Consider the following 13,766-nt stretch of genomic DNA (forward strand, 5'->3'; position numbering starts at 1 on the left):
CACCGACGGACATCGAGCTCGCCGCATAACCCCAGCAACACCGAACCACACCAAACCCGACAGGGGTGCCTTGACGGAAGACATAGAGGCACCCCGCCCGCCTCCGGGCCCGCCTCCGGCTCCAGGCCTGCCTCCCGCCCCGGGCTTGTCTCCGGCTCCGGCCTGCCTCCGGCTTCGGGCTTGTCTCCCGTCCCGGGCTCGCCTTCCGCCCCGGGCCCGTCCCGCGCCTGCCTCCTGCCCCGCGCCTGCTCCCGGTCTGCTTCCGCGCGCCCCGATCGTCCTCCCCGGGCCGGGGGCCGGGTGATGTCACGATGCCTGCGGACATCCTGGACATCCATCGCTGGAGGCGCACGTGAGCTCGGAAGAAGCACCGGCGGAAGCGGCCGTCGACCCCCGTACGTCGTCCGCGTTCCTCGTCGACGAATCGCTCGGCTACCTGTTCCCGGCCGCGCTGCGCGCCGCCGCGGTCGTCGGCGTCGCCGACCACCTCGCCGACGGCCCGCGCACCGCCGCCGAACTGGCGGAGGCCACCCGTACCGACGCGGACAACCTCTACCGGGTGCTCCGGCTGCTGGCCACGCGCGGTGTCTTCGCCGAGGACGACCGCGGGCGCTTCCGGCTCACCCCCGTCGCCGACACCCTGCGCACCGACGCCCCCTGCTCCGCGCGCTCGGCCGTGCTGATGAACACCGACCGCACCATGTGGCTGCCCGCCGCCGACCTGAGCCGCTGCGTGAGCGAGGGCACGTCCGCGTTCGAGCACCTCTTCGGACTGCCGTTCTTCGAGTACTTCGCGCAGGACGAGGACACCGCAGACGTCTTCCACACCGGCATGGCCGCGATGGCCGACGCCGAGAACGAGCCCATCGCCGCCGCCTGCGACCTCCCGCCCACCGGCACGGTCGTCGACGTCGGCGGCGGCCACGGCGGCTTCCTGCTGGCCGTTCTGGACCGCCACCCCGGTCTGCGCGGCATCCTCTACGACCAGCCGCACGTCCTGGCCGGGCACCGGCTGGACACGCCCGGCACCGCGGGACGCTGGAGCACCGAACCGGGGGACTTCTTCACCGCCGTACCGCGGGGCGACGTCCTCCTGCTCAAGCGGATCCTGCACGACTGGCAGGACGACCAGTGCACGGCTCTCCTGGAGCGCTGCCGCGACGCCCTCGCGCCGGGCGGGCGGATCCTGGTCGTCGACGCGGTGGTCCCGCCGGGCAACGCACCGCACCAGGCCAAGGCGCTCGACCTGCTGCTGATGGGGTCCCTGGTCGGCCGGGAACGCACCGAGCCGGAGTTCGCCGCGGTGTTCGAGGCCGCCGGCCTGAAACTGTCCCGGATCGTACCGACCCCGACCGTGCTGTCCGTGGTGGAGGCGGTGGCCGCCTAGGCTCGGGACCGCCTAGGAGACGGGCGCCCGGTCCGGCTGCCGGCCCTCCGGCTCCCTGCCCTCCGGTTCCCCCTCCGGCTCCTTCGTCCGCTCGCGCAGGTCCGCGATCGCCAGGCACAGCGCCACCAGGATGAATCCGACGGACGTGAGCAGCCCCAGCTGGAGCGCCTCGACGGCCGGGCCGCGGTCCGCGAGGTGGGCGAAGTACACCGAGCCCACCACCGCGATCCCGGCCGCCGAGCCGACCCGCTGACCGGTCTGGAGGACTCCGCCGGCCGCTCCGGCCCGCTTCACCGGGACCCGGGTGAGCGTGAGCGTCGTGTTGGGGGAGACGGTGATGCCCGAGCCGATCCCGCCGACGATCATCGGTACCGCCGCGGCCCACCCGATGCTGTCCATCGGCACCAGCCGCACCACCGCGACGATCCCGAGCAGCCCCAGCGCCACCCCGGCGAGCCCGATGACGACCAGCTTGCGCCCGTGCCGTACCACCAGCCGGCCGCCGAGCGCGGCCCCGACCGCCGAGGCGATCGCGAAGGGCAGCACCGTGACACCGGCGGCCAGCGCGCTGTATCCCGCCGCGTTCTGGAGGAACAGGGCGAGGACGAAGAAGACCGTGGTGAAGCCCGCGAAGTAGGTCAGGCTGATCAGCGCGCCGAGCGTGAAGGACCGCAGCGAGAACAGGTTCAGATCGACCAGGGGCGCCTGGCCGAGCCGCCCCTGCCGCCGCTCCCACCACCAGAACAGCCCCAGCAGCACCGCGCCGACCGGCAGCAGCGCCCACTTCTCCCGCCCGGTCCACTGCTGCTCCTGCACCAGCGGCAGCATGAGCGCGAGCACGCCCGAGCCGAGGAGCAGCACCCCGACCGGGTCGAACCGCTCCGGACGCCCAGCAGTCCCGGGGAACCGCGGCAGCAGCCGCAGCCCCGCGACGAACGCGGCCACCCCGATGGGCAGGTTGACGAAGAACACCCAGCGCCAGCCGTCGTCGGTGCCGACCGCGTCGATGATCAGACCGCCGGCCAGCGGGCCCACCGCGGTCGAGACGCCGATCACGCTGCCGAGCAGGCCGAACGCCTTGGCCCGCTCGGCGCCCTGGAACATCTGCTGGATCAGCCCCGAGGTCTGCGGCGCGACCATGCCGGCGGCCGCGCCCTGGATCAGCCGGAACACCACCAGCCGGTCGGGGCTCCCGGCGAGCCCGCAGGCCGCCGACGCCACCGTGAACACGGCCAGCCCGATCAGGAAGGCCTGCCGCCGCCCGCGCATGTCACCGAGTCGGCCGGCCGGTACGAGCGCCAGCCCGAAGGTGAGGGCGTACCCGGAGACCACCCAGGACTGGGCGGCCTCCGTCGCGCCGAGCCCGTGCTCCATGGAAGGCAGCGCCACGTTCACGATCGACGTGTCGAGCAGCGAGATGAAGCCCGCGGTGAGGCAGACCCCGAGGGCCTTCCATCGCCGGTCCTCGGTCGCCGGCTGCTGCGGCTTCGCCCAGGTCGTGGTCATGCGGCCACGCTATGCAGTCATCCGGGGCATCGCACGACCGGCGGAGCGAACGGCTGGCCGCACTGCTCCGCCCGGGTGACGACCACCAGACCAGCGGGCCACCAGACCAGCGGGCCTGCGGGCCAGCGGGCCCGCAGGCCGCCGCGCCGCCGGGTGGCCGCGCCGCCGGGTGGCTGGGCAGCCCTGCCGCCGGGTGGCCGTGCCGCGGGGCAGCCGTGCCGCCGGGCAGACGGGCAGCCCGGTGCCGGTGGCTGGGCAGAGCCGGGTCGGCGGCGCGGCGGCCCGTGGCGTCAGCGCGCGTACGACGCCTTCCGTGCCGTGGCCACCACCACCTCGCCGTCGGCCGCGGTCAGCAGCCCGGCCGCCACCCAGCCGTCCGCCACCGACCGCACCCGCGCCACCAGCGCCCCCTTGTCGTGGAACGGCGCCCCGGCCCAGACCTCGTCCAGCAGCGAGCCGCCGTCGGACCCGACCGGGTTGGCGACCCCGGAGTCGAGACCGCCGAAGACCACCGTCGGCTCCGCTCGGCGGAAGTAGGCGTGGGTCGGGTCCTCGGTGCCCTCGTGGAAGGGCGCGAACCCGATGCCGTCCAGGGTGAAGTGCAGCGGGCTGTCCGGCACCGGGGTCAGTGAGGGCAGCAGGTCGCCGGAGAGACCGGCGTTCCGGTACAGCCCCAGTTCGAGGAGGTCCGTGGCCGTGCTGCGGCCGACCAGGTTGACCGGGCCGTAGAACAGCGCCTGCACCGAGGGATCGTCGAGCGCCTTCTCGACCCGCAGCCGGAACGGGACCGACACCCGTACGGTGTCCCCGGGACACCAGGTCCGGGAGACGGCGAAGTAGCTCCCCGGTACCGGACTCCCGTGCACCGCAAGCCCGTTGACCGTCACCCGGAACCCGTCCGCCGCCCAGACCGGCACCCGCAACCGCAGTTCGAAGGCGGTCCGCCCGCGCCCGCCCACGGTGAGCGCGCTGCCCTGCTCACGGGGGTAGCCGGTGGTCTGCGTGACCGTGATGCCCTTGTCCGCCCAGGTCAGCGTGGACGGGCTGTACAGGTTGACGTACAGGGCGCTGCCGTCGGCCGTCGCGAAGTACACCGAGTCCTGGTACTTGGTGGCGGACTCCATGCCCGTGCCCTCGCAGCAGGTGGTGCCCTGCTTGGGCGTGTAGTCCCGGACATGACCGGGCGTCAGTCCGATGAAGTAGGTGACCAACGGCTTCTCGGCGTCCGCCCGGTCCTGCTTCGAACCGAGCACCTGGTTGTACAGGGCCCGCTCGTAGTAGTCCATGTACGCCGGGTCCTGCTCGTGGAAGAACAGCGACCGGCTCAGCTTCAGCATGTTGTACGCGCAGCAGGTCTCGGCCGTGGTCGCGCTGAGGGTCCCCGCGATCACGTCCCGTGCCTTCCAGAACTCCGTCGTGCTGGTGCCGCCGATGCCGTACGTCCGATGCGGCACGACCATGCCCCAGAAGTTCTTCGCCGCCGTGAGGTAACGCTCCTCGCCGGTCGCGTCGTACAGCCGGACCAGGCCGGTGAAGATCGGGATGTGCTGGTTGGCGTGCAGTCCGTTCAGCGTGTCGGTGTTCGCCGCGCAGGCGTCGATGAGGCTGTCGAGGTCGAACAGCCGGGCCAGCGCGAGGTGTTCGGAACTGCCGGTCAGCTCGTGCAGGTCGCAGACCGCCTCGACGATCCCGCCGAACTCGCCGCTGGAGAAGATCCCCCACATGCGCTGGAGCGTGGCCGCGGGCAGCACGGACAACCGGGAGTACATCCAGTCGCCCATCCCGGAGGCGAGGTCCAGCGCCCGCTCGTCACCGGTCGCGGAGTACGCGTCCAGCAGCCCCCGCAGGATCTTGTGGGCCGTGTAGTACGGCGCCCACACCTTCGTGTAGTCGCTGCCGGTCATCGACTCCAGCAGGATGAACTGCGTCTCCGGACAGGCCGCGAGGAACCCCGGGTGACTGGGACCGCCCCAGGTGCGGCGCAGGGAGGCGTCCAGCCCGCGCCCCGAACCGTCCGCGAATCCCGACCCGGACGTCTCGTCGAAGGCGTACGAGACGAGGTCGCCGCCGGTCCGCGCGTTCTGCAGCCCGGCTATCTCGTCGGCGCCCAACGCCCTTGACCACACGTCGAATCCGCCGAAGGCGCCCGCGAAGACGGGGTCGGCGGAGTAGTGGGAGCGGCCGAGCCAGTGGTGGGCGAGGTCGCCGAGGGCGGCCGGGGTGAGCGACATGGCCGAATTGCGGGCCACGGCCGTGCCGTTGACGTACAGCGTGCCGGTGCCGTCCGCGATCGTCACCGCGAGGTGGCTCCACCGGTCGAGGGGCAGTTCGGCGGTGCCGTTCAGCCCCTGCTCGCCGCCGGCGCCGCCGGTGGTGATCGCGAACCGGGGCACCCCGCCGGCGTTGCGTGCGGCGAGGTAGAGGTACCGGGTGGTGTCGTTCCCGAAGTCGAGGACCCGGGCCCAGGCGTCCGCGTGCGAGGGCCTCACCCAGGCGGACAGGGTGACCGCCGGGGCGCCCGCGAGCACCCCGGCAGGCAACTCGACGTACTGGTAGGAGCCGCGTTCGTTCTCGACGGCCCGGCCGCCGGACACCCCGCTCGAACTCAGCACGGAGGGTTCGCGGCGCAGGGCCTCCCGCACCTCGCTCAACGCCCCCACCACGGTACGGATCTTCGCCCCGAACACCTCCTCGCCGGTGCTCGCGTACGCCTGCGCCAGCATGGTCAGGAAGTGCCCGGTGTAGTGCCCGCGCAGATTGCCGTTGGCCTCCCCGTCCAGCCCCTCCCAGCCGCCCGGGGCGACCGCGCCGCCCGTGTCCAGCCCGGCGTTGGCGCGGAACACCTGCACCAGCCGCTCCACGTCGTAGCCGCGCGCGTGATCGAGCATCAACGCCCGCTTGTCCGCGAAGAGTCCGGGCCCGAGCGTCACGTCCCCGAGCCCGAACGGCCGCACCTGCCGGCCGGCTTCGGCCGCGACGGCCGTCCCCGCCACCGCGGCTCCGCCCCCTCCGGCCGCGGCGACCAGCGCCGACACCTGGAGAAGGGTCCTTCGGGAGAAGGGCTGGGGCATGGGCTCCTCCGGAGATCGACTGGTTCGAAATCACGAACACCGTTCGACAGGCTGCCCAGACGTTATGAGTGGGGCACCGGAGCGTCAATGGGTCCGGCCCGGATTCGTGTTCGGTGATGGACGGGAGGCCGCCGGGGCCGCTCGGGGGGCCGGGGCGCCGTCAGGTGCGCGCGGCCCGGCCGACCGACTCCACCAGCGGGAGCAGCCGGTGCGGCACCCGCTCGCGCAGTGCCACCTCCGTGCGGGTGCGCACCACGCCCGGCAGGCTGATCAGCTTCTGGATCACGTCCTCCAGATGCGCGTTGTCCCGTGCCACCACCCGGGTCAGCAGATCCCCGCCGCCCGTGATCGAGAAGGCCTCCACGATCTCCGGTACGGCGGCCAGCGCGTCCCCGACGTCGTCCAGATGGCCCTGGGTGACCTCGATGTGCACAAAGGCCAGCACCGGGTGGCCGAGCGCCGCGGGGGAGAGGGCGGGACCGGTTCCGGTGATCACGCCGTCCCGCTCCAGCCGGTCCAGCCGGGCCTGGAGCGTGCCCCGGGCGACGCCGAGGATCCGCGCGTACTCGCGCATGCTGGTGCGCGGCTGCTCCAGCAGCAGCCGCAGGATGCGGGTGTCGAGTTCGTCCACGGTCATGAGGACACGACTGTACCAATGGCTCAGGGGCTGCCGCCGTCGACCTGGGCCATTGGCTTTTCACGAGTACGGCGAGCACTCCCCTGAGTGGGCCAATGGACCAGCCTGAACGGCGACACTTGAGCCACTCGCCTCCCCGGTGCTCTCATGGGTGTGTCGATGGCGCTGCGGATCCCCGCGGCGCCATTTCCGTGCCGTCGGCCGTCCGCGGGAGGGGAAGCAGTGCTGAAGAAGGTGTTCGTCGCGCCGGACCCGGGGCTGGTGCGGCTGCGCTTCGCCGCGCGGGCCGTGCTGGGCATCGGGCTCGCCGTCGTGGTCTGCGGGCTGGCCGGGCACTCCCTCACGGGTGCCGTCACCGGCGGTCTCGCCGCGCTGCTCGCCCTGTTCACGGTCGCGGACGCCACGGTGCGCGGGCAGGCGCTCACCACCGCGCTGCTGCCGGCCGCGGGGCTGCCGGTGCTCGCCGCCGCGGCCGGGCTGCACGACGTGCCGGTCGCCCGTGACCTGGTCTTCCTCGCGGTCGTCGGCGCCGGCGTCTACGCGCGCCGCTGGGGGCCGCGCGGCCACAGCCTGGGCGTGTTCGCCTTCATGACCTTCTTCGTCGCCCAGTTCCTGCACGCCACCCCGGGCCGACTGCCCGAGCTGTGCGCCGCCGTGCCGCTCTCCGTGCTCAGCGCGGCCGCCGTCCGGTTCGGCCTGTGGTGCTACGAGCGCCGCCTCCCGGCGGTGCCCGTCCCCGCACCGCACGTCGCGAGCGGCCTGGCCCGGGTCACCACCCGGCAGGCCGTGCAGGCGACCGCGGGCGCGGGGTTCGCCCTGGTCGTCGGGCAGCTGGTGTCGGGGCAGCGCTGGTACTGGGCGGTCGGCGCCACCTGGTGGATCTTCGTCAACACCGCCTCGCGCGGGGAGACGCTGGTCCGCGGCTTCCGCCGGGTCCTCGGCACGGTCCTCGGCATCGGACTGGGCCTGCTGGTCGCCGTCCCCGTGCACGGCGCGCCCGTCCCCACGGCCGCCCTGGTGGCGATCGCCGTCTTCGGCGTCTTCTACACCGCCGCCGTCTCCTACACCTGGATGATGCTCTGGGTGACCCTGCTCGCCGAGCTGCTCTACGGCCTGCTCGGCGTCCTCGCACCGGGCCTGCTGGCGCTGCGCCTGGCGGAGACCGCGGTGGGCGCCCTCGGCGCCGCACTCGCCGTGCTGTTCGTGCTGCCGGTCACCACGCACCTCACCACCGACGCCTGGATCCGGCGCGCCCTGCGCTGCGTGCGCGCCTGCACGGCCGAGGCCGCGGCCCGCCTCGCCGGCTCCGCCACCGCCGACCCCGTGCCCCGGGCGGCCGAGCTGGAACAGCTCCTCGGCCGGGTACGGCTCTCCGTCGCCCCGCTCGTCCACCCGCTGAACCCGATGCCCGGCCGCAGGCGCCGCGCCCGCCTCGTCCTCACCCTGCTGGACGACTGCGCCCGGGAGATCCGCGGCCTGGTCGCCGTCGCCGCCGACCCGGAGGCCTCGCACGACGCCCGGCTCGCCGCCGCCTGCTGGCGGGTCGAGACCGCCGTGGCCGCGCTCACCAGGGGCTCCGAGCACATCGCCGGCCCGGCGGAGCCGCCCACCGAACCGGCCCTCGCCCATCTGCACGGCCTGGAACGCGCCCTGGCCGAACTCGCCGAACCCCTGCGGGCACCCTCGGGCTCACCCCTGGTCGGCGCCTGAGACGCGCCGCCCGCACCTCATGGTCTAGACCGCCAACTGCTACCGTCGGCCCCGGACTGGCTTGTACCGGCCCGTACCGGCTCGTATCGAGAGGGGACAGCGGTGGCAGACGGCGGCAGGCGGCGGAGGGCGTTCATCGGGTCGTTCACGGCGGCGGGCGGGCCCGGGGTCGTCACGGCCGCGGTCCACCCGCACAGCGGTGCCCTGGCCCTCCTGGAGAGCGTCGACGGTGTCCCCGACCCCTCCTACCTCGCGCTCGCGCCCGGCGGACGCACCCTCTACGCGGTCAGCGAGACCGCCGACGGCGCGGTGGCCGCCTACCACGTCCACGACGACAAGCCGCGCCTGGCCGGGCCGCCGGTTCCGGTGGACGCCGACGGGCCGACCCACCTCAGCGTCCTCGACGCCCACGTCCTGACCGCCAACTACGGTTCCGGCAGCGTCACCGCCGTCCCCGTCCGCTCCGACGGCACCCTCGCCCCGGTCCCCTCCGGACTGCTCCAGCACACCGGCTCGGGCCCGCACGAGCGCCGCCAGCGCGGCCCGCACGCCCATCAGGTGCAGCCCGACCCCAGCGGACGCTGGGCGGTCAGCGTCGACCTGGGCACCGACTCGGTCCGGATCTGCACGCTCGACGGCGGTGCCCTCGCCCTGCACCGGGAGGTCGCCCTGCGCCCCGGTTCCGGCCCCCGCCACCTGGCCTTCCACCCCGACGGCCGGCACGCCTACGTCGTCAACGAACTCACCCCGACGGTCACCGTCTGCCGCTGGGACGCGGACACCGGCTCGCTGCGGCCCCTGACCGAGACCCAGGTCCTGCCCGGCGCCCCGGCCGGCGACGCCTACCCCTCCGGCATCGCCGTCTCACCCGACGGCCGTTTCGTCTGGACGGCGACACGGGGCGAGGACGTGCTGACGACGTTCACGGTCGAGGGCGACCGCCTCCACCCGGCGTCCACCGTCCCCTGCGGGGGCCACTGGCCCCGCGCCCTCACGGAGTGCGACGGATTCCTCTACGCCGCCAACGAACGCTCCGGCAACATCACCTGGTTCACCGTGGACCGGCGCACCGGCCTGCCGCGCTACGACGGCTCGGTGGACGTCCCCGCGGTCTCCTGCGTCGTCTTCGACTGACACCGTGCGCGCGGCCGGGACCCGGCCGCGCACCACCCCGCAAACGCCAACGGGGCCCATCCGGGAGAGGACCCCGTCAGGACTCGCCGGCCCGCGTCAGCGGACCGGCGTCCCCTGCGGCTGCTGCGGAGCGATCCCCAGCGCCGTCGTGTACTTGGCCAGCGCCAGCTTGCCGATCGCCGGGTACGGTCCGAGCGGCTCGGCCGTGGCGCACCCGGCCTCCTCCGCGGCGGCGGCCAGCAGACCCGCGTCGATCTCCGGCCCTATCAGGTAGGGCGCCAGCGCCAGCTGCTGCGAACCGGACCCCCGCAGCTGCTCGGCGACCGAGGCGATCGAACCCTCCTGGTCCAGCGCGGCGGCCATCACCGGGACGGCGAGGCGCGCGGCGAGCAGCATGCCGGTGATCCCGGCGGCCTGCACGGCCTCGTCGCCGCCCACGGAGGCGAGGATGATGCCGTCCGCCGCCGTCGCCACGGTGAACAGGCGGGCGCGGTCCGCGCGCGCCAGACCCGCCTCGGACAGGCGCACGTGCAGCGCCTCCGCGAGCAGCGGGTGCGGGCCGAGGACGTCCGTCAGGTCCGCGGCGATCCGGCTCTCCATGACCGCCTGGCGGACCTGCCGCAGCAGCGCGCTGTCCGGGCCCGCCAGCAGCGGGACGACGACGGCGACCGGGCCGTCGGGAGCCTTGAGACCCTCGACACCGGCGGCGACGGCCTGCTCGTAGCGGGCGGTGCGCTCCTCCGAGGCACGGGTGAGCACGGACTGGAGGGTGGGGAACTCTGCGTCGTCCCCGTCCAGGTAGCCGATGCGGGCGTCAAGGCCGGGCAGCTCGGAGCGGGCGATGCTCACGACCTCCTCGGCGAGGCCGCGCGTCGCCGCGCTGGGCGTGCCCGGCACCGCGAGGACGAGAGCGGGCGCGTCCTCGGGCGCCACCAGCGGTTCGGGGCGGCGGTGCCGACCCGGCTGGCGAGGGCGCGGCATTCGTACTGGCAGGCCGGCGGGCCCAGTGGGGGAGCTCATGGCGCCGCATGTTACTGGCTATCTGGGTTCCCTTGTTCGGGGAGGGTGCAGGTGAGCGGTATCCGTCCGGTTTTGTCTGATGAGTTACGCATGGTTCGGAGGTGATCCCGCCATCTGTCGGACACTTCGTGCCCCCGCCGGATCAATCCCCTTTTGCGTGCACCACGGAGAGCAGCCGATCATCACCCGGCAGAGTGAGCCGTCCGGCGGCCAGGTCACCCGCGACGCGTACGGCACCGTGCAGCGGATCGCCCTCCGCGGCCACCTGCCGTGCCCGGGGCAGCCGGCCGGCCAACTCCTCGGCCAGCGGTACGAGGAGGGGGTCGCCGAGCTTGAACAGGCCCCCGGTGAGCGCGACTCGTGGCGTACCCGCCGCCGGGCAGACCGCGGCGGCCGACTCGGCCATGTGCCGGGCGGCCGTACGCAGGATCGCGGCCGCGACCGGGTCGGCGGCGGCGCAGTCCGCGACCGCCGGCGCGAAGGAGGCCAGTACGGCGGGCCGGTCGGCGCGCGGATAGAGCTGTCCGGGCAGTCCGGGCAGTGGCCCGAACCGCTCCTCGGCGCGCGCCCGCAGCGCGGCCGAGCCGCCGTCGCGCCCGTCGAGGGCGCGCAGCGCCGCCTCCAGTCCCGCCCGGCCGATCCAGGCCCCGCCACCGCAGTCGCCCAGCAGATGGCCCCAGCCGTCGGCCCGCCGCCAGCCGGTGAGATCGGTGCCGACGGCGATCAGCCCGGTGCCGGCGGCGATCACCGCGCCCGGGCGCGGGCCCAGGGCGCCGACGTACGCCGTCACCGCGTCGGCGGCCAGGGCGACCGTCCGCACACCCAGCTCCCGGGCCAGCGCGCCCGGCAGTTCGGCCCGCAGGGCGTCCCCGAGCGTGGCCAGTCCGGCCGCGCCCACGACGACGGTGTGCACCGCCTCCAGCCCGTACGCGCGGGTCAACTCCCTTGCCATGGGGAGGAGTTGTTCCAGCAGATGCCCGGGGTCGATGCCCCGCGGCCCGGTCCGCACCGGTTCCCGCGACGCCCGGGGTGCCGACGGCTCCCGCCCCGGCACGCCCACGACGGCCCGCAGTCCGGAGCCGCCGGAGTCGACGGCGAGGAAGCCCGCGTCCCGGGTCCCGCCGTCCGCCGCGCTCACGGCAGACGCCAGTCCACCGGCTGTCCACCCTGCTGGATCAGCAGGTCGTTGGCCCGGCTGAACGGCCGGGAGCCGAAGAAGCCGCGGTCCGCCGACATGGGCGAGGGGTGCGCGGACTCCACCGCGGGCAACTGGCCGAGGAGCGGCCGGAGATTGCGGGCGTCCCGGCCCCACAGGACGGACACCAGCGGCTTGCCGCGCGCGGCCAGCGCGCGTATCGCCTGCTCGGTGACCTCCTCCCAGCCCTTGCCCCGGTGCGCGGCCGGGCTGCGCGGGGCCGTCGTGAGCGCCCTGTTGAGCAGCAGCACGCCCTGCTGGGTCCACGGGGTGAGGTCGCCGTTGGACGGCTGGGGCAGGCCCAGGTCGGTGTTGAGCTCCCGGTAGATGTTGATCAGGCTGCCGGGCAGCGGGCGCACGTCCGGCGCGACCGAGAACGACAGACCCACCGCGTGTCCGGGGGTCGGGTAGGGGTCCTGGCCGACGATCAGGACGCGAACGTCGTCGAAGGGCTGCTGGAAGGCCCGCAGGACGTTCGGCCCGGCCGGGAGGTAGGTGCGTCCCGCGGCGATCTCCGTGCGCAGGAAGTCGCCCATCTCGGCGATCTTCCCGGCCACTGGTTCCAGGGCCTTCGCCCAGCCCGGTTCGACGATTTCATGCAAGGGTCGTGGTGCCACGGCGTCACCCTACTGCCGTACACGGGTCGGCGATCAAGCGGTGGTCGCGGGACGACCGGGGATGACCGGACCGCGGGCGCGGATGACCGAAACGACCTTCCTTCCGTGCCCCCGGCCCCCGGCCCCCGGCCCCCGGCCCCCGGCCCCCGGCCGCCGTCCGGAGGGACCCGGCAGCGGTGTTGGGCGGCACCCGGTCCGCGTCGTCGCTTCCGCGAACCCCCTTGTCACAGCCGGCACTCGGATGTCGGCCGGTTCGCACCCCGCCCCTGACAGCCACCTCCGGGACCGTGTCGGCGCAGGCCGGAAGCGCCGTGTCGGCCCGTCGAACAAGGCCGCGGCACGTGTTCCGGGAGACGCCTGCGCGAAAGGGGCGGGTCGTGCGACCGTCGACTCGGAGTTCGCCGTGAGCAACGGGGCGGCCTCTCCCGTATGGGAGGGCGGTCCGGGCTGTCCGTGCGCGCGTGAGGAGGATGCCTTTGAAGGCGTTCCGTGGTCCGAAGGTCTGGCTGTGGCGCTGGCGGCGCAACCCGCTCAAGCGCCGTGCCGACACGATGGAGGCCTGGCTGCTGCTCGGCGCCTGGCTGTTCACCCTCCTGGCCGGGGTGCTCGCCGGGCTCACCTCGGCCCGGTCGGTCGAGGACGGCCTGGCCCGTGAGCGCGTCGAATGGCATCCGGCCGTGGCCCGTGTCCTGGAGAAGGCGCCCGGTACGTCCGGCACGGAGAACGGCGCGGCGGCCGCCGAGCGGGTCTGGGCGAGAGTGGGCTGGAGCGTCGCCGACGGTTCCGCGCACTCCGGGCAGGCCCGGGTCCCGGCGGGCAGCAAGGTCGGCACCCCGGTCACCGTATGGACGGACCCGCAGGGCCACCTCGTCACCCGGCCCGTGGGCGTCGGCGAGGCGCACTTCCGCTCCGCGCTGATCGGCGGCCTGGTCGGACTGAGCGCGGCGGCCGTCCCGTTCTTCGCCGGCCTCGCCGCCCGCGGCCGGCTGGAACGGCGACGCATGGACCGCTGGGACACGGAGTGGGCCCGCCTCGGCCCGCAGTGGGGCCGCATGACCGGCTGAACCCGCTCGACGGGCGGCCCGGTCGAGGACGTGTCCCGGCCGCCGGGACGAAGGCAGCACGGCCCGCCGGACAAGGGGGGGAGCGCCCGCGGACGCCGGAGGGGGACCGCGCTCCGGCCGGGTGCCGTGTCGACTCCGCTGGCGGCCGGGTGCCGTGCCTCTTCCCTCGGTGGCCGGGTGCCGTGCCTCCTCCCTCGGCGGTCGAGTGCCCGGTCCGCTCCGTCGGCCGGGTGCGTTGCGCCCGCAACGATCGGCCGGGTGTGCGGCGCCCGCGTCCGGAGGTCGGGCGCCGTGCTCGCGGCTGCCGGGCGGCTGCCGCCGGGCGTCGTGCTCACTCCGTCGGCCGGGCGCGCGGTGCCCGGAGCCACGGTGGACGGGGGCCGCGCTCGTACCCCCGGATGCGGCGGTCGGACGCCGTGTCCGTT

10 protein-coding genes are annotated in these 13,766 nt (G+C 74.5%); 4 read left to right on the plus strand and 6 right to left on the minus strand.

Going from position 1 to position 13,766, the window contains the following annotated elements; all coding sequences use genetic code 11:
* Positions 1 to 352: 352 nt before the first annotated feature.
* On the plus strand, positions 353 to 1,387 hold the full coding sequence (locus tag ACZ619_RS36240) for a methyltransferase (protein WP_469608336.1): 1,035 nt from the start codon (positions 353 to 355) through the stop codon (positions 1,385 to 1,387).
* A gap of 12 nt (positions 1,388 to 1,399) precedes the next feature.
* Here ACZ619_RS36240 and ACZ619_RS36245 read toward each other — a convergent pair whose 3' ends face one another.
* From ACZ619_RS36245 to ACZ619_RS36255, 3 genes are all read right to left on the minus strand, one after another.
* On the minus strand, positions 1,400 to 2,893 hold the full coding sequence (locus ACZ619_RS36245) for an MFS transporter (protein ID WP_469608339.1): 1,494 nt from the start codon (positions 2,891 to 2,893) through the stop codon (positions 1,400 to 1,402).
* Positions 2,894 to 3,183: 290 nt separating this feature from the next.
* Positions 3,184 to 5,964: a beta-L-arabinofuranosidase domain-containing protein gene (locus tag ACZ619_RS36250; RefSeq protein WP_469608342.1), complete on the minus strand. Its 2,781-nt coding sequence runs from the start codon at positions 5,962 to 5,964 to the stop codon at positions 3,184 to 3,186.
* A 160-nt stretch (positions 5,965 to 6,124) separates the two neighbouring features.
* Positions 6,125 to 6,601, minus strand: coding sequence for an Lrp/AsnC family transcriptional regulator (locus ACZ619_RS36255; RefSeq protein ID WP_469608344.1), 477 nt, complete (start codon positions 6,599 to 6,601; stop codon positions 6,125 to 6,127).
* A 222-nt stretch (positions 6,602 to 6,823) separates the two neighbouring features.
* On the opposite strand from ACZ619_RS36255, the gene ACZ619_RS36260 reads away from it, so the two are divergent.
* Both ACZ619_RS36260 and ACZ619_RS36265 read left to right on the plus strand, forming a co-directional pair.
* Entirely contained in the window at positions 6,824 to 8,311 is a 1,488-nt protein-coding gene (locus tag ACZ619_RS36260) for an FUSC family protein (protein WP_469608347.1), read from the plus strand.
* 102 nt (positions 8,312 to 8,413) lie between these two features.
* Entirely contained in the window at positions 8,414 to 9,445 is a 1,032-nt protein-coding gene (locus ACZ619_RS36265; protein WP_469608349.1) for a lactonase family protein, read from the plus strand.
* 96 nt (positions 9,446 to 9,541) lie between these two features.
* On the opposite strand, the gene ACZ619_RS36270 is transcribed toward ACZ619_RS36265, so the two are convergent.
* The 3 genes from ACZ619_RS36270 to ACZ619_RS36280 form a co-directional block, all read right to left on the minus strand.
* A complete protein-coding gene (locus ACZ619_RS36270) occupies positions 9,542 to 10,465 on the minus strand; it encodes a sirohydrochlorin chelatase (RefSeq protein ID WP_469608351.1) in 924 nt (307 codons plus the stop codon).
* A gap of 142 nt (positions 10,466 to 10,607) precedes the next feature.
* A complete protein-coding gene (locus ACZ619_RS36275; RefSeq protein ID WP_469608353.1) occupies positions 10,608 to 11,603 on the minus strand; it encodes an N-acetylglucosamine kinase in 996 nt (331 codons plus the stop codon).
* Complete coding sequence (locus tag ACZ619_RS36280) at positions 11,600 to 12,277, minus strand: uracil-DNA glycosylase (RefSeq protein WP_469608355.1); 678 nt, start codon at positions 12,275 to 12,277, stop codon at positions 11,600 to 11,602. Before ACZ619_RS36280 ends, ACZ619_RS36275 begins: the two co-directional genes overlap by 4 nt.
* A gap of 470 nt (positions 12,278 to 12,747) precedes the next feature.
* Between ACZ619_RS36280 and ACZ619_RS36285 the strand changes: the two genes are divergently transcribed.
* Positions 12,748 to 13,341 (plus strand): Rv1733c family protein, encoded by a 594-nt coding sequence (locus tag ACZ619_RS36285; protein ID WP_469608358.1) that lies wholly within the window; start codon positions 12,748 to 12,750, stop codon positions 13,339 to 13,341.
* The last annotated feature ends 425 nt before the right edge of the window (positions 13,342 to 13,766 follow it).

The sequence above is a fragment of the Streptomyces sp. NPDC104367 genome, assembly GCF_055583825.1.

Excerpts from the sequence above, each read along its gene's own strand:
- ACZ619_RS36270 (WP_469608351.1), bottom strand. The coding sequence starts at position 10,465 with ATGAGCTCCCCCACTGGGCCCGCCGGCCTGCCAGTACGAATGCCGCGC.
- ACZ619_RS36255 (WP_469608344.1), bottom strand. The coding sequence starts at position 6,601 with ATGACCGTGGACGAACTCGACACCCGCATCCTGCGGCTGCTGCTGGAG.
- ACZ619_RS36250 (WP_469608342.1), bottom strand. The coding sequence starts at position 5,964 with ATGCCCCAGCCCTTCTCCCGAAGGACCCTTCTCCAGGTGTCGGCGCTG.
- ACZ619_RS36285 (WP_469608358.1), top strand. The coding sequence starts at position 12,748 with ATGCCTTTGAAGGCGTTCCGTGGTCCGAAGGTCTGGCTGTGGCGCTGG.
- ACZ619_RS36245 (WP_469608339.1), bottom strand. The coding sequence starts at position 2,893 with ATGACCACGACCTGGGCGAAGCCGCAGCAGCCGGCGACCGAGGACCGG.